The following is a 13,993-nucleotide window of genomic DNA, read 5'->3' as shown; positions in this document are numbered from 1 at the left end:
AGAACCGCCCAGAGCAAGTGCCGTACCCAGGGCGCCGCGTCGAGGTGCGGGTGGCCGCGCGGACCTTTCGGCATGGTGGACTTTATGATTTCTCATGGAATACCTCTCTGATCCTCCGAATCGCGGAGGTGCAATCTTGCATTGTGGATACGTTTTACAGTACGCACCGTTCGCCGATCATGTGCAAGAAATAAAAGTCCATCCAAAATCATACTCTGCTTTGGCATGATTTCGAACGGTCTGCACATTGCAGCATTTTTGGCAGCAATGAACGCCGTCATTTCACCCGAGACGGGGCCCGGATTGTCGGTTGTGTCGCCGAGGAGCGATCCCCTGACCTGCTCACCTATGACTTCGGACGTGTTCACCATTTGAAAACAATTCACCCGGGGAGTGCAGGGCCGTCGCGGAGCCCCGTGACATTACGGCTCATTTCGATCAATCCTTTGGCAGGGGGTGAAATTTCGACTGATACGTTGCAGATTGTGGCTCCCGCTCTGGGGGCGGGGGCCGCAATCCCATCGCGTCGAGACCCCATGTCAAAGGGCCGACAAACTTGAAGGAGCCCGTCATGGAGAATGCCCAGAACCGTGGGAAGAAACGCGCTGTCATCATTCTTACGGCCGCATTCACGCTGACCGGAGCCGGAGTCGCTTTCGCGTACTGGACGTCCACCGGCACCGGTACCGGCGCGGCGACAACCGGTGAGAGCGTCGCCTTCGAGATCACGAGTGAGCCCGGCGAAGGTGAGCTCGCGCCGGGCGGCGCCGGACAGACGGTTGACTTCACCGTGTCCAACCCCGGCGAGGGGACGCAGAACCTGACTGAGGTCACCGTCGAGATCGCCGAAGAGGGCGGGGAGGCATGGGAGCCGACGGACGAGTGCCTGGCTGCCGACTACACGGCCGAGGTCACCACCGGGCCGCCTGCCGGGGAGATCGCCCCCGGTGACTCCGTGGACGGGACCGTCACGGTGACGCTCGACAACACCGCCGTCAACCAGGACGACTGCCAGGGGCAGGACGTCCCGCTGCTCCTCACCGCCTCCTGACCCATGATCGACGTCCGACGGGTGTGCTTCATCCCCTGCATATCCGTCGGACGTCACTCCGCTGACGCGATGCCGGACACCGCCCACCGCGGTCGTGGCCTCACGCGTGCGCACGGCCCAGCGACGGTCCTGCTGGTTCTGCTCGCCCTGGTCGGGTCCGTCGCGACCGGGACCGCGCCCGCATCTGCCTACTGGAGTGCTTCCGGTTCGGGGGCGGCGACGGCAACGACCTCGACGCTCTCCGCGCCCGTCGATGTGACCGTCCCAGTCACGTCCTCCGGGGAGATCCCGGTCAGCTGGACCCAGGGCGACGGCGGCGTGCAGCCAGCCGGCGACTACGTCGCCCGGAGCGACGGCGACACGACCGTGCCGGCGTGCGAGAGCAGCCCCACGTCGCTGGTCGCTGAGGACAGCTGCACCGACGCGGACGTCCCCGTCGGGGAGCACACTTACGTCGTGACCGCCGTCTACGCATCGTGGACGGCTCTCAGTGCGCCCAGCGCGACCGTCGCCGTCACGGCTCCCGCCCTGCTGGGCGCCGCGCGGAGCTACTCCGTCCTCGCTGCCACCGCGGTGGTCAGCACCGGCGTCACGACGGTCAGCGGAGACCTCGGCGTGAGCCCCGGCACGACCATCACGGGGATTGATCCGAGCAGGGTTGGCGGTGACATCCATGCGGGCGACGGGCACGCCGCCGCGGCGCACGCCGCCCTGGTCGACGCCTACGAGGACCTGGCCGCACGGCCGGCCGACGGCGAGCTCGTCGGCGACCTCGGCGGTCGCACCCTGACGCCGGGCATCTACCACAGCACAGCCGCGATGGCCGTGACCGGGACACTCACTCTTGACGCCAACGGCGACGCCGACGCGGTGTTCGTCCTCCAGACCTCGGCGGCGTTCAACACCGCCGCCGCCAGCAGCGTCACCCTCATCGACGGTGCGCAGGCGTCGAACGTGTACTGGGTGGTCGCCGGCGCCGCGGGGACCGGAGCGAACTCGTTCCTGTCGGGCTCGATCGTCGCCCAGGGCGCCATCACGCTCGGCGCGAGCACTGCGCTCATCGGTCGGGCTCTCTCGCTCGGCGCCGTGACCCTCGCGTCCAACTCCATCAGGTTCACCGACGCCCTCCCGCCCGAGGTGAACCCGCCCCCGGTCGTCACCCCGGCGCCACTGGCCCGCTGGGCTCCGACCGACAGCGAGACCTACGACGAGGCGACGGTGACACCATGAACTGCGACACCCTGCCGAGGACCGGCCCTGACGATCTGGGCCTGCTCCTGATCATCGCGCTCGCCTGCCTCGTCGCCGGAGCCGCGCTCGTGGTCCTGGCGCGCAGGCGCTGCCAAGCGCCGGCCACGTCGGCCGCCGTCCTCCTCCTCGGCCTCCTCGGCGCGGCACTCCTCCTCGGCCCCGGAGCTGCTGCACCCGCCGAGGCCGTGGACTGCGTCGCCGCCGACAACTCGCTCACCGTCACCCAGACGTCCACCATGTCAGGCCTCGCGCCCGGCGTCGCGCCAGTGCCCATCACAGGGCGGGTCGTGAACAACGGGCCCGACAGCACCTACATCGACGTGGTCGCCGTCGAGATCTCGGCCGTCACCACCGCGCCCGGAACGCCCGCCGCGGCCTGTGACGCCTCGGACTACCTGCTGCTGGACAGCACGATGGCGGTGGGCAGGACCCTCCGGCCCGACGGCGGTGCGACGCCGTTCAGCGGGGCGTCGATCGGCTTCGCGAACAAGGCCGTCAACCAGGACGCCTGCCAGCGCGCTACCGTCCACCTCCGGTACACCGTCAACCCGGACGGACAGGGCTAGGCACTGTCGCCTCCCGGCATACGCTCACCTGAGGCTCAGCGCCAGTCCTCCTCGACCAGGATCAGGGCGAAGATGTCGCGCCCGGGCTCACGCTCGACGAGCGGTGCCTCCGCCAGCCAATCCTGCACCGCCGTCCGGGCGGTCGACTCGTCCGAGGTGACCTTGGTGTCGCTGATCCTGCCGCCCGCCCAGGTGGTCCACGACCACAGGTGCGTCATGGCGTCCACCCGGACGTCCTCCATCATGAGGCGGTGGTCGTCGTCGGCGGCCAGCATCGCACCGGCGAAGCGTTCGTACCTGCGCACCGTGATGAGCTCGACCAGGCCCGAGGTGATCTGCTCGGCCGCGGTGGTGCTCAGAATCTCCTTCGCGGAAGTCATCGGCACTCCTTGGGGCTCGGGGCGGGGCGCGGGACGGGCAGGTAGCGGTTCATACGGCGACGCCGCGCGAGACGTAGCCGTCGATGAACGTGCGTTGCATCGTGAGGAAGAGGATGACGACGGGCAGCGCCATGATGAGGCCCGCGGCACTGACCATCGACCAGTCGGTGGTGAAGCCCTGCTGGAACGAGTAGAGGGACAGCGCTACCGGCCTGAAGTCGCTGTCCTGGATGAAGGTGACGGCGAGCATGAACTCGTTGTAGGCCTGGAGCCCGGAGACGAGTGCCGCGGTCAGGACGGCGGGCTGGATCATCGGCAGGACGACGCGGGAGAACACGCGCAGCTCGCCGGCGCCGTCGATGCGTGCCGCCTCCTCGTACTCCTTCGGCAGCCCGAGGAGGAACGAGCGGACCAGCAGGGTGGCGAACGGGCTGAACACGGCCCAGTAGATGACGACCAGGCCGAAGGGCTGGTTGTAGAGGCCCAGGAAGGACCACCAGCTCACCAGGGGCACGAGGAAGAGCTGGATCGGCAGCGACGACGCCACAAGCAGCCACAGGATCCATCCGCCCTCGCCCGGCAGGCCGAGCCGGGTCATGGCGTAGGCGGCGGCTGTCGCGATGATCGCTACGCCGACGGCGGTGGCGAGCGCGATCAGGACACTGTTCAGCAGGGCGCCACCCATCTCCGCCTGCTGCCAGGCGTAGGCGAAGTTCGACCAGTTCCAGGACTGAGGCAGGCCGAGCGGGTTGCTGTCGATCTCGCGAGCGGACTTCAGCGAGTTGGTCGCGAAGACCAGCAGCGGGGCGAGCGCGTACAGGCCGAGCAGGCCGAGGACCACCCAGGTGACGACCTGGGGTCGCTCACCACGGCGCTCCACGGGGACGGGCTTGGGCGGGGGTGTGTACGCGTACGTGTACAGGCTGTGCTGTGTGTTGCTCATCAGATATCCCATCCCAGCCGTTTGCGCAGAGCCAGGTAGCCGAGCACCGTCGCGGCGCTGATGGCCGACAGGAGCATCGCTACGGCGGAGGCGTACCCCTGGCGCTGGTTCTGGAATGCCTCGCGATACAGCACCGTGCTGAGCACGTCGGTGGATCCGGCGGGTCCCCCCTGGGTCAGGACGTAGATGTAGTCGAAGACGAGGAACGACCAGATGATGGTCATCAGCCCGAGGAAGACCAGCGCCGGGCGGATCGAGGGGAGCGTGATGTGCCAGAACTCGCGCACGGGTCCCGCGCCGTCGAGCCGCACGGCCTCGTAGAGCTCGGGGTCCACCGCGCGCATCGAGGCCAGGAAGATCACCAGGAGGAAGCCCCACCACTGCCAGGTGTTGATGAAGGCCACTGAGCCGAGGGCGAGCGCCGGGTTGCCGAGGAAGTTCACGTCGGAGAGGAACGGGATCCCGAGGCCCGCGAGGGCGGCGCCGATCCCGGTCTCCGGGTCGAGGATCTGCCGCCAGATCGCTGCCGAGACGACGGTGGCCAGCACGTAGGGGATGAAGTAGAGGACGCGGAAGAACGCCTGTCCCCGCCGCAGCCGGGACAGCAGGAACGCTCCGACCAGCCCCATCGTCATCGGGACCACGAGGAAGAAGGCGGTCCACAGGAGGTTGTGGATCAGCGCGTTGAGCACCGCGCCCGAGCTGAGTACCTCGGCGTAGTTCGCCAGGCCGACGAACGCGGGCGTGTTCAGCCCGTCCCAGTCGGTGAAGGAGTAGAACACCGAGGCCAGGCCCGGGCCCGTGATGACCAGCAGGTTGACCGCGAGCAGCGGTGCCACGAAGAGCCACGCCAGGAGCCGTCGGTTCGCCCTGGCCCCCAGCCGCCGGCCCTGGTGGGCCGGCGGGGGTCCCGTCGGGTCGGGGCCGTGGTCAGGAGGGCCCCGGGGATCGCGGTCTCAGTGGTCACTGCTCAGTCCCGACCCTGCGGCGTGAACGGGACCAGCGTCGCACCGGCGTCGAACTCCTCGTCGAACGCCTCCTGCATCCCCGCGAGGTACTCCGCAGCGGTGATGTCCCCGGTCACTACCCTGTCGAACTCGCTGATCAGGTACGCGTCCGTCTGCGGCGGGAAGAACGTCCACGTCGCGTAGCCGACGTTGGTCGTCTCGGGGATCTGGGTGTACAGCTCCACGGTGCGCTCGTCGATGTCCTCCGGGAACTGGTCGGCGCTCATCGCCAGCGGCGGCGGGTTCTCGCCGGTGCGCGCCGTGTACGACAGCGCTCGGTCCACGTCGCCGGCCAGGTAGTCGAGGAACGATGCAGCGGCGTCCGGGTCAGCGGCGTCGGTGCTGATCGAGAGCTGGGTGCCGATCGCCAGCGGGAACACACCCGGCTCGACCGCGTCGTTCAGCGACGGCAGCGGGGCCCAGCCCCAGACGGACGGGTCCTCGAAGACCTCGGAGAGCGAGCTGAACGACCACGTGCCGCTCAGATACATGGCGGTGGTGCCGTTGGCGAGGCCGGTCACGTTCGCCGTGTCGTCGGTGGTGAAGTAGGACTCCGAGCCCCCGGCCAGCCAGCCCCTGTCGATCCAGCTCTGGATGAGCTCGATGGCCGAGACGAACTCCGGGTCGGTGAACGAGGCCTCGCCCGTAAGCACGTCGTAGATCTTCTCGGGGCCGACCGCCGCGTTGAAGACCGCGGTGATGAGCCACTCGGTCATGCCCTGGTAGCCCGCGTTGCCGCCGCCGAGCGGCACCAGGCCGGCCGCGTCTGCCTCTTCCGCGATGGTCTCGAACTCGGCCAGAGTGGTCGGCGGGGTCCAGCCGTGCTCCTCGAACACCTCGGTGTTGTAGTACAGGACCATCGACCCGTAGCTGGCCGGCACCGACGAGAACTCGCCGTCGACGGTGCTGAGCTCGTAGGCCCAGGGCAGGAACGCGTCCTGCCAGCCGTACTCCTCGGCGTACTCGTCCAGCGGGACGGTCCGGTCGGCGCGGGCGAAGTCGGAGGCCGACGTCGGCCCGTCCGAGTAGATGATGTCGGGCGCCTCGCCCGCCGAGACGGCCGTCTCCGTGAGCTGGCCGATGGTCGTCAGCTCCTGGACCTCCATGTCGACGGTCGCGTCGCTGTCGGCGTTGAAGCCGTCGATGAAGATCTCCTGGAACGCTTCCTCGGTGCTGGGTGCGTAGAACGCCCCCCAGTAGGTGACCTGGCCGGCCGCGCTGGCGTTGCCGCCTGCGCAACCGGCCAGGGCGACCGTGACCGCGGCGACAGCGCTGACAGGGACCAGTGCGCGCTTCGTGATTCTCAAGGGGGTGTCTCTCTCGCGTCGAGGTTTTCGGGAGGATGTCATGGGAAGGACGTGGGTCAGCTCGAGTCACGGACTACGAGCCGGGTGGACAGGGCTATGGCGCGGGCCACGTCGGTGGCCTCGCCGTCTAGCCGCTCCAGCAGGAGGCGGGCGCAGGCGCGCCCGATCTCGCGAGCGGGGTTGAGGATGGTCGTCAGCGGCGGGCTGACGAGGGATGCCGCGTCGATGTCGTCGTAGCCGGTCAGCGCGAGGTCGTCCGGGACCCGGAGCGAACGGGCGCGGGCCGTGTCCAGGACGCCGATCGCTATCAGGTCGTTGGCAGCGACTATCGCGTCGGGGCGGTCGTCGCGGTCGAGCAGGATCGCGGCACCGGTGCGGCCGCCCTCGCGGGTGTACTCCGCGAACACCACGTCGTCGTCCCGGAGCGGGTGGCCGGCCGCCTGCAGCGCGGCCCGGTAGCCCTCCAGGCGCTGCTGCGTGGGGATCAGCGGTTCCTCCCCGCCGAGGAAGGCGATCCGACGCCGGCCCCGCTCGATCAGGTGCGTGGTGATCACGCGGGCACCGCTGACGTCGTCGGTGTGCACGAAGTCGCCGCCGCCGGGCGGCTCCTTGCCGAGGGTGACGAACGGGACGCCGGCGGCGCGCAGGTCGTCCAGGCTCGCCTCGGGCAGGCCCCATGGCGCGGCGACCATCGCGTCCACCCGGCGCGACAGGAGCCGGTGGATGGCTTTCGACGAACGGTCCATACCGCTGGAGTCGGTGATGGTCAGCAGGATGTCGTGGGGCACGAGTATGTCCTGCATCCCGGCGGCGACCAGCGGGTAGAAGGGGTTCTCCAGGGTCGGCACGATCAGCGCGATGGTGCCGGTCCGGCCTCCGCGGAGCTGTACCGCGCCGGGGTGGGCGCGGTAGCCGAGGCGGGTGATCTCGGCCTCCACGCGGGCTCGCGTCGCTGCCGAGACGGGACGCTTGCCGGTCACGACCTGCGAGACGGTCGACACGCTGACGCCGGCGGCCTCGGCCACGTCACGGATCCCGACCATCGCCTTGCTCCTTGCCCCCTCGTAGGCCCCCTGCGCTTTAAGATGCGCGCAAAAGGTTTTGCAGTATCATCCTCCAAAAGCCCCCTGTGACGCAAGGCACAAGCGCCATCACCTGGGCAAACACCCGGTTTATCAACGATGCTCCGGGTGCGGGGGTTACGCAAAACGTTTCGAGTGCCCGGGGACAGATAGAGGCGGAGGACGATGACCAACGATCGTGCGCGCGGAGCGCTGCTCGGCCTGGCGATCGGCGATGCGATGGGCGCGCCGACCGAAGGCATGACTCTTCCCGCGATCCGCGAGAAGTGGGGCCGGGTCCGTGGGTTCGTCGACCAGGACGCCGCCGGCACCGACGACACCGAGTACGCGGTGCTGTGCGCGCGCGGTGTGCTCAAGGCCGGCTCGGGCCTGACCTCGCAGGTGGTCGCCGAGACCTGGCTCGAAGCCCTGCAGACACAGCGCGCCGGGTTCAACCGGGCGGGGTTCAGCGAGATGATCGCGATCGCCAACCTCCACGCCGGCATGCAGCCGCCCACCAGCGGGCAGCGCAACGCCGAGACCTGGAGCGACGGCGCAGCGATGCGCGTCGCGCCGATCGGCGTCTACGCGGCAGGGGACCCGGAGCTCGCCCGGCAGATGGCCCTGGCCGACGCCCAGGTCAGCCACTCCCGCGACGGCATCTACTGCGCCCAGGCGATCGCCGCCGGGGTCGCCGCCGCCATGGTCGAGGACACCATCGACCCCGTCCTCGACGCCATGCTCGCGGCCCTGCCCACCGACTCCTGGTCCTACCGCATGGCCCACCGGGCGCTCGACATCGCCGCGCACGGGGCCTCGGTGGAGCAGATCGAGGAGAAGCTGTTCGAGGCCATCCCGCTGCGGCACTACATGTGGGCCGACGTCGCGCCCGAGGCGGTGTCGCTGACCATCGGCCTGCTGCGGGCCAACAACGGGGCCACGAGCGTCATCGAGTCCGGGGTCAACATCGGGCGGGACTCCGACACCATCGCCGCGATGGCCGGCGCGGTCGCCGGCGCCCTGCACGGCGCGGACGCGTTCGACCCGGACCACGTCGACCAGGTGCGGTCCGTCACGGGCCAGTGCATCCAGGCCACGGCCGGCACCGACCTGATCGGCCTGGCCGACGCGCTGGTCGAGCGCGCGAACCGCGACAGGGCGACCCTCGGCACGGCGACGAGCGACGAGGCGACCCTCGACAAGGAGACTGAAGCATGACGGACGACCGCCTCGACCGCGCGATCGGCGCCGTCCACGGGCTTGCTCTGGGCGACGCGCTCGGCGCGCCGGCCAGCGAGCACCGCACGGTCCGCGACCCCTGGGTCCGCGAGATGCTGCGCAAGGGGGCGCTCGGGCTCGACGAGTCCCGCGTCCTGCGCCCGGTAGTGCCGTTTGTGCTCACCGCCATCGACTCGCCGCCGCTCGTGGCGACCGACGACACCGAGTCGTTCGCCGCCACCGCGCGGGTGCTGCTCGACGCGCCGACCTGGGACGACGACGACCTCTTCGACACCTGGCGGGCCCTCGTCGACACCCCGGAGACCTGGACCGGCCCGGCGCAGCGGTCGGCGCTGCTCAACGCGGCCGCCGGGCTCCGCCCGCCCCACACCGGCAGTGACAACCCGGCCTTCTACGACGACACCGCGCTCCCGGGGGCGCTCGCGATCGCCCTCGCCGCCGCCGACCCGGCGCAGGCAGCTCAGCTCGCCCGCAGGTACGCGTCGATCACCCACGACGGAGTAGGGGTGCACGCCGCCGTCGTCTTCGCCCGGCTCGTCAGCGGGCTCCTGGCCGGTGCACCGCTGCGCGACGGGCTCGACTCCGTCACCGAAGACCTCGCCGTCGACGGCCGCGCCGCTGACGACTGGCTCGCGGACGGCGTCCGCGACGCGCTCCAGATCGTGGATCAGGCTGCCAGCCCGTTCGCCGCGCTCCCGGCGCTGCTGGGCCGGTTCGCCCCCCGCACCTACAGCCACCCCGGCACCGTGGCCGAGACGCTGCCGCTCGCCCTGGCCATTACCACGGTCACCCGGGGTGACCACGAGACGGCCCTGCCGCTGGCCCTCGCGGTCACCCGGCACCAGGACAGCCTGCCCGCGCTCGTCGGTGCGCTCTGCGGCGCCAGTGGCAGCGCGCCGGCGGCCGCAGGCCTCGACGTGCTGCACGGCGTCACGATCCCGGCGGTGGCAGGGGAGTCGCTCGAAGGACTGGCAGCGGCTCTTGCCCTGAAGGGTGCGGCTGTCTCCTAGGCGACCAGCGTGCCGCCGTCGACCACGGACACCGTGCCGGTGACGTAGTCCTGGTCCATGAGCGCGAGGTAGACCTTGGCCACGTCGTCGACGGCGGCGACCCTGCCCAAGGGCAGGGTCGCGCCGGTGGCGCGATACATCTCCTCGCGGTCCTGCTCGCTCATCCCCGACCAGAGCGGGGAGCGGACGACGCCGGGTGCTACCGCGTTGACGCGGACCGGGGCGAGCTCCACCGCCAGCGAGCGGACGGCGGACACCGTCGCTCCCGAGGCGGCGGCGCCGAGCGTCCAGCCGGGCCCGCCCTTGAACGCGGCGGTGCCGCTCGTGAGCGTCACAGATACGTGGTCCCTGAGGTGCGGGACGGCGAGCCGGACGGCGTCGAGCGCGTGCACGAGCCGCAGGTCGAAGAAGGAGCGCGCCGCCTCGACCGTGTAGTCCGCGAGCGTGAGGCCGGCGAGCGGGTCCGCCGCGGTGTAGGCGAAGTGGTCGAACGAGCCGGCGCCGTCGAAGAAGGCCGCGAGCGAAGCGCCGGAGGTGGCATCTACGACGTGTCCAGAGACGGTGTCGGGCAGCTCGGCGAGCGCCCGCTCGACGGAGGCCGGGTTGCGCGATCCGATGGTGACGGAGGCGCCGGCCGCTGCGGCGGCGTGTGCGATGGCGAGGCCGATGCCGCTCGTGGCGCCGAGGAGGACTACGCGGGTGTTGCTGGTGATGGTCATGCCACCACCCTCACGCCGACGCGGGTCTACCGTCCAAGACCTCTTCGCCCACCAGTGATGCCCGCAGGGTATGAGCGTTCGCGAGGGTATGCGCCTGCGCGACCGTGACGTCGAGGGCCGGCGAGGTGCGGTGCGCCGGCCAGGCGAGCACCACCTCGTTTGGTGGAAGTCCGTCGACCGGACGGTAGACGACGTCCGGCCGGCGGTAGAAGCGGGTGGTGGACTCCGGCAGGATGGTGATTCCCCGGCCCGCGGCCACGTGCTCAAGCTTCTCCTCGACGGCGTGCAGCGTCGGCACACCCGCCGCACGCACGGGCGGCAGGCCCAGCCGGAGCCGTTCGGCACGCCACTCGGGTACGGCGTCCGGGTCCTGGAGCAGCTCCAGCGGCGCGAGGTCGGCGACGGTGATGCGCTCGGCCGCTGCCAGCGGATGGGTAGCGGGGAGCGCGACCAGCCGGGGCTCGCTGAACAACGGGACCGACCGCAGGCCGCGCAGCGACACGGGCAGCCGGACGAGGCTCACGTCAAGCTGCCCGTCGTGGAGCTTGGTGACCTGGTCGTCCCAGCTCGTGCGCACGAGCTGGACGTCGAGCCCGGGGAGCCGGTCGGTGAGCACCTGCACGAGCGGCGAGACGACGAGGCCGGGCATGAACCCGATGGCGAACCGGTCCACCCCGCGGGCGACGAACCGCGCGCGCTGCTCTAGCGTGTCGGCGGCCGCGAGCAGCGCCCGGGCGTCCTCCAGGAGGGCACGTCCAGACTCCGACAAAGCCGTGCCGCGCGTGGACCGGTCGAACAGAGAGGTGCCCAGCTCGCGCTCCAGGACCGCGATCTGGCGGCTGAGCACCGGTTGGGCGAGATGGAGCAGCTCGGCGGCGCGGCCGAAGTTGAGCTCCTGCGCCACGGTCACGAAGTACCGCACCCGCCGCAGGCTGAGATCCGACACCCTCTCAGGGTACGACCGGCGCAGGGAACGGCCCGGCTCAGGGGGCGGCCGGGCCTGCCTCGCCCGGCGGTCCGGCCCGCCGGTCCCGGTCGGCCTTCCCGGTCCAGTGGCCCACCCAGATCGCGCCGGCCAGCGCCAGCACCCCGATCAGCACGGGCGCGGCGGCCAGCGGCGCGACAGCGGCCACCGCCGCGACGAGCAGCGGCCCGCCCGTGTTGCCGAGGTCCCCGCACAACCGCCAGCCACCGAGGAACTGCGACCGGCCTTCCACCGGCGCGGCGTCGGCGCCGAGCGTCATCACGATCCCCGAGCCGAGCCCGTTGCCCGCCGCGATGAGGGCCATCACCAGGCCGATCGTGAACGCCGTGTCCGCCAGCGGCAGCAGCAGGCAGCCGACGCCGACGGCGAGCACCACCGGCACCGCCACCACCTGGCGACCACGGGTGTCCAGCAGCCAGCCGCCCGGCAGAGTGAGCAGGATGTCGATGGTCGCCGCGACCGCGAACAGCAGGGAGACGACGGCGGCCGAGATGTGTACGTGGTCGGCCCACAGCGGCAGCAGGCCCGTGCGCACCGACCGGGAGGCGCCGATGATGATGACGGCCACCCCGAGGGTGAGCAGCACCCGCCGGTGCTGCCACAGCACCGAGTGCACGGCCAGCGGGACGACGCCGCGGCGCACCCGCCCGAAGTCCGGCATCCGGGTCACGATGAGCGTCGAGGCCAGGGACGCGCACGCGGCGAGCACAAATACCCAGCGGGTCCCGACCAGGTGGATCAGCAGCGCACCCAGCAGCGGGCCGATCAGGACCCCGAGCCGCCCCGAACCGCCCAGCAGCGCCATGCCTCGCGCCCGGTGCGTGATCGGCACGGCGTCGATCAGGAACCCCTGCCGGGCCAGCAGGAACGCCGTCCAGCTCATGCCGCTGACGAAGACGCACACGCACAGCAGCCAGACCGAAGGCACCAGGAACGCGACCAGCATCGCCGCCGCGTCCACCAGCCCGGCGATCACCAGGGTGCGGCGCTCGCCGAGCCGCGCCACGAGCGCGCCCGAGGGCAGAGAGTTGGCGAGCTGCCCGATCCCCAGGAGGGCGACGACGAACGCCGCCATCGCCGTGCCGGCGCCCAGGTCGCCGGCGTGGATCGCAAGGACCGGCATCACGGCACCGTGGCCGATCGAGCTGACGACGGACGGCAAGTACGCGATGACGGCGATGTCACGGAAACGGAACTCTGGATCGCCGGCCGCGTCTCCCGTTCCCGTCACACCGCGATCATCTCAGATGGTTAGCCGCGGCAACGAGTCTGTCTCACGGGGCGCAGCGCACCGCGAGTCGATTGCTCACCGCCCACGAGCGGCCCGGCGCCGACGACGCGCCTCCGCCGCGCGCTCCACCGCGTCGTCGAGCTGGTCCTCCACCGAGTCCAGCTCAGCACGGGCCTCCTCGGCGCTCAGCTCAGCCTTCTTGACGGAACGGCGGGCCGTGTCGCGCTCCGCGGTCAGCCGCGCGAGCTCCCGGTCCAGGCGCGCCGCCTCGCTGCGGCTCTGCTTGGCCGCGGCGTCCGCGGTGCGCAGGCGCTCGCGGACCTCGTCCCGGTCCGCCTCCAGCCGGTCCACCTGCGCGGACGTCTCCTCGACCGCTCGCTCGGCGGCTTCAGCATCTGCGTCCGCATCGCCCGCCTCCGTACCGGCAGCATCTGAACCGGCAGCATCTGAACCGGGCCCGCCCGCCCGCGCCCCGTCGTCGGACCCCGTGACAGACGCTGGGCGCAGCGCGACCAGGTCCGCCTCCTCGCCCTGCTCGTCGACTATCCCGAACCCGGCGTGCTGCAGCGCCCGCGCGAGGCGGCCGGCCCGGACTGCCGCGGCGGCGTCGGCGTCCATGACGGCTGCGGTCAGGGTCTCGGTGAGGCGGTCGAGCACGGCGGCCGAGACGGCTCGGCCGCCCACCTCGCCGGCGTCGCGCACGGCGCGGACCAGGGCGTCGGTGCGTTCGCGGCGCAGGTGGTCAAGCGCCCGGAGGCGGGCGCGGTCCCGGTCCTGCGTCGCTGCCCGCAGCTCGTCGCCGACGGCGGTGAGCGCCGCGACGTCGTCGGCATGGTCCCGTGCCACCTGGTTGACCACCCAGGCCGCCACCGACGGCTTGGGCAGGCGCTTGATCCGCTCGGCGCCGAGCTGGTCGCCGCTGTCGGCGACCTGCCGGGCGGCGTCGTCGCGGGCCGCGATGAACTCGTCCAGCGGCCGGGCGTAGAGCGCGTCGAGGACTGTGTCCAGGACTGTGTCGAGGTCGGCAGGTCCGGTCGGGTCACTCGGGTTGCTTGCTGGCACGGTCCCACCGTGGCACGGTGGGACGCCTCGTGCACAGCCTGCTGCACAGCTTGCCGAGCAGGCGCTCCACCGGGATAAACGTCTGACCTATCGCCGCCGGGAGCGTGCCGAACGGGAACGGATCGGTGTCGATATGCCCTAAGGCCTTGAGATGCATCGGATGTCTGGGGTTGAATGCGAG

The 13,993-nt window shown here is 70.9% G+C and carries 15 protein-coding genes; 5 read left to right on the top strand and 10 right to left on the bottom strand.

The window, feature by feature from the left end; translation table 11 throughout:
* Positions 1-92: 92 nt before the first annotated feature.
* Entirely contained in the window at positions 93-371 is a 279-nt protein-coding gene (locus AB1046_RS08100; RefSeq protein ID WP_369374133.1) for a hypothetical protein, read from the bottom strand.
* Positions 372-571: 200 nt separating this feature from the next.
* Here AB1046_RS08100 and AB1046_RS08095 point away from each other — a divergent pair, with 200 nt between their 5' ends.
* The 3 genes from AB1046_RS08095 to AB1046_RS08085 all read left to right on the top strand — a co-directional run bounded on the left by AB1046_RS08095 (position 572) and on the right by AB1046_RS08085 (position 2,868).
* The gene (locus AB1046_RS08095; protein ID WP_369374131.1) at positions 572-1,051 is read left to right on the top strand and encodes a hypothetical protein; all 480 of its coding nucleotides are present in this window, start codon (positions 572-574) and stop codon (positions 1,049-1,051) included.
* A gap of 69 nt (positions 1,052-1,120) precedes the next feature.
* Entirely contained in the window at positions 1,121-2,281 is a 1,161-nt protein-coding gene (locus tag AB1046_RS08090) for an ice-binding family protein (protein ID WP_369374129.1), read from the top strand.
* On the top strand, positions 2,278-2,868 hold the full coding sequence (locus tag AB1046_RS08085; protein WP_369374127.1) for an LPXTG cell wall anchor domain-containing protein: 591 nt from the start codon (positions 2,278-2,280) through the stop codon (positions 2,866-2,868). The genes AB1046_RS08090 and AB1046_RS08085 overlap by 4 nt, the downstream gene beginning before the upstream one ends.
* Positions 2,869-2,903: 35 nt before the next feature.
* Here AB1046_RS08085 and AB1046_RS08080 read toward each other — a convergent pair whose 3' ends face one another.
* The 5 genes from AB1046_RS08080 to AB1046_RS08060 form a co-directional block, all read right to left on the bottom strand.
* Positions 2,904-3,248, bottom strand: coding sequence for a hypothetical protein (locus AB1046_RS08080; RefSeq protein WP_369374125.1), 345 nt, complete (start codon positions 3,246-3,248; stop codon positions 2,904-2,906).
* 49 nt (positions 3,249-3,297) lie between these two features.
* Complete coding sequence (locus AB1046_RS08075) at positions 3,298-4,191, bottom strand: carbohydrate ABC transporter permease (RefSeq protein ID WP_369374123.1); 894 nt, start codon at positions 4,189-4,191, stop codon at positions 3,298-3,300.
* A complete protein-coding gene (locus AB1046_RS08070) occupies positions 4,191-5,030 on the bottom strand; it encodes a carbohydrate ABC transporter permease (RefSeq protein WP_369374121.1) in 840 nt (279 codons plus the stop codon). Before AB1046_RS08070 ends, AB1046_RS08075 begins: the two co-directional genes overlap by 1 nt.
* Before the next feature lie 131 nt (positions 5,031-5,161).
* The gene (locus tag AB1046_RS08065) at positions 5,162-6,505 is read right to left on the bottom strand and encodes an ABC transporter substrate-binding protein (protein ID WP_369374119.1); all 1,344 of its coding nucleotides are present in this window, start codon (positions 6,503-6,505) and stop codon (positions 5,162-5,164) included.
* Between the two features lie 56 nt (positions 6,506-6,561).
* Complete coding sequence (locus tag AB1046_RS08060) at positions 6,562-7,548, bottom strand: LacI family DNA-binding transcriptional regulator (protein WP_369374116.1); 987 nt, start codon at positions 7,546-7,548, stop codon at positions 6,562-6,564.
* 204 nt (positions 7,549-7,752) lie between these two features.
* Here AB1046_RS08060 and AB1046_RS08055 point away from each other — a divergent pair, with 204 nt between their 5' ends.
* Together AB1046_RS08055 and AB1046_RS08050 are read left to right on the top strand one after the other, a co-directional pair.
* Positions 7,753-8,784: an ADP-ribosylglycohydrolase family protein gene (locus AB1046_RS08055; RefSeq protein WP_369374114.1), complete on the top strand. Its 1,032-nt coding sequence runs from the start codon at positions 7,753-7,755 to the stop codon at positions 8,782-8,784.
* Complete coding sequence (locus AB1046_RS08050; protein WP_369374113.1) at positions 8,781-9,815, top strand: ADP-ribosylglycohydrolase family protein; 1,035 nt, start codon at positions 8,781-8,783, stop codon at positions 9,813-9,815. The genes AB1046_RS08055 and AB1046_RS08050 overlap by 4 nt, the downstream gene beginning before the upstream one ends.
* On the opposite strand, the gene AB1046_RS08045 is transcribed toward AB1046_RS08050, so the two are convergent.
* The 4 genes from AB1046_RS08045 to AB1046_RS08030 form a co-directional block, all read right to left on the bottom strand.
* Positions 9,812-10,534, bottom strand: coding sequence for an SDR family oxidoreductase (locus AB1046_RS08045; protein WP_369374111.1), 723 nt, complete (start codon positions 10,532-10,534; stop codon positions 9,812-9,814). The genes AB1046_RS08050 and AB1046_RS08045 overlap by 4 nt on opposite strands.
* Positions 10,535-10,544: 10 nt before the next feature.
* A complete protein-coding gene (locus tag AB1046_RS08040; protein ID WP_369374109.1) occupies positions 10,545-11,480 on the bottom strand; it encodes a LysR substrate-binding domain-containing protein in 936 nt (311 codons plus the stop codon).
* Between the two features lie 37 nt (positions 11,481-11,517).
* Positions 11,518-12,750, bottom strand: coding sequence for an MFS transporter (locus AB1046_RS08035; RefSeq protein WP_369374107.1), 1,233 nt, complete (start codon positions 12,748-12,750; stop codon positions 11,518-11,520).
* 75 nt (positions 12,751-12,825) lie between these two features.
* On the bottom strand, positions 12,826-13,812 hold the full coding sequence (locus AB1046_RS08030) for a hypothetical protein (protein WP_369374105.1): 987 nt from the start codon (positions 13,810-13,812) through the stop codon (positions 12,826-12,828).
* Positions 13,813-13,993 lie beyond the last annotated feature (181 nt).

This window comes from Promicromonospora sp. Populi, from assembly GCF_041081105.1.
GTDB lineage: Bacteria > Actinomycetota > Actinomycetes > Actinomycetales > Cellulomonadaceae > Promicromonospora.
Note: the sequence above shows the minus strand (reverse complement) of the source record. Positions and strands in the feature narration are given on the sequence as shown.

Excerpts from the sequence above, each read along its gene's own strand:
- AB1046_RS08055 (WP_369374114.1), top strand. The coding sequence starts at position 7,753 with ATGACCAACGATCGTGCGCGCGGAGCGCTGCTCGGCCTGGCGATCGGC.
- AB1046_RS08045 (WP_369374111.1), bottom strand. The coding sequence starts at position 10,534 with ATGACCATCACCAGCAACACCCGCGTAGTCCTCCTCGGCGCCACGAGC.
- AB1046_RS08085 (WP_369374127.1), top strand. The coding sequence starts at position 2,278 with ATGAACTGCGACACCCTGCCGAGGACCGGCCCTGACGATCTGGGCCTG.
- AB1046_RS08060 (WP_369374116.1), bottom strand. The coding sequence starts at position 7,548 with ATGGTCGGGATCCGTGACGTGGCCGAGGCCGCCGGCGTCAGCGTGTCG.
- AB1046_RS08100 (WP_369374133.1), bottom strand. The coding sequence starts at position 371 with ATGGTGAACACGTCCGAAGTCATAGGTGAGCAGGTCAGGGGATCGCTC.
- AB1046_RS08075 (WP_369374123.1), bottom strand. The coding sequence starts at position 4,191 with ATGAGCAACACACAGCACAGCCTGTACACGTACGCGTACACACCCCCG.
- AB1046_RS08095 (WP_369374131.1), top strand. The coding sequence starts at position 572 with ATGGAGAATGCCCAGAACCGTGGGAAGAAACGCGCTGTCATCATTCTT.
- AB1046_RS08090 (WP_369374129.1), top strand. The coding sequence starts at position 1,121 with ATGCCGGACACCGCCCACCGCGGTCGTGGCCTCACGCGTGCGCACGGC.
- AB1046_RS08080 (WP_369374125.1), bottom strand. The coding sequence starts at position 3,248 with ATGACTTCCGCGAAGGAGATTCTGAGCACCACCGCGGCCGAGCAGATC.
- AB1046_RS08050 (WP_369374113.1), top strand. The coding sequence starts at position 8,781 with ATGACGGACGACCGCCTCGACCGCGCGATCGGCGCCGTCCACGGGCTT.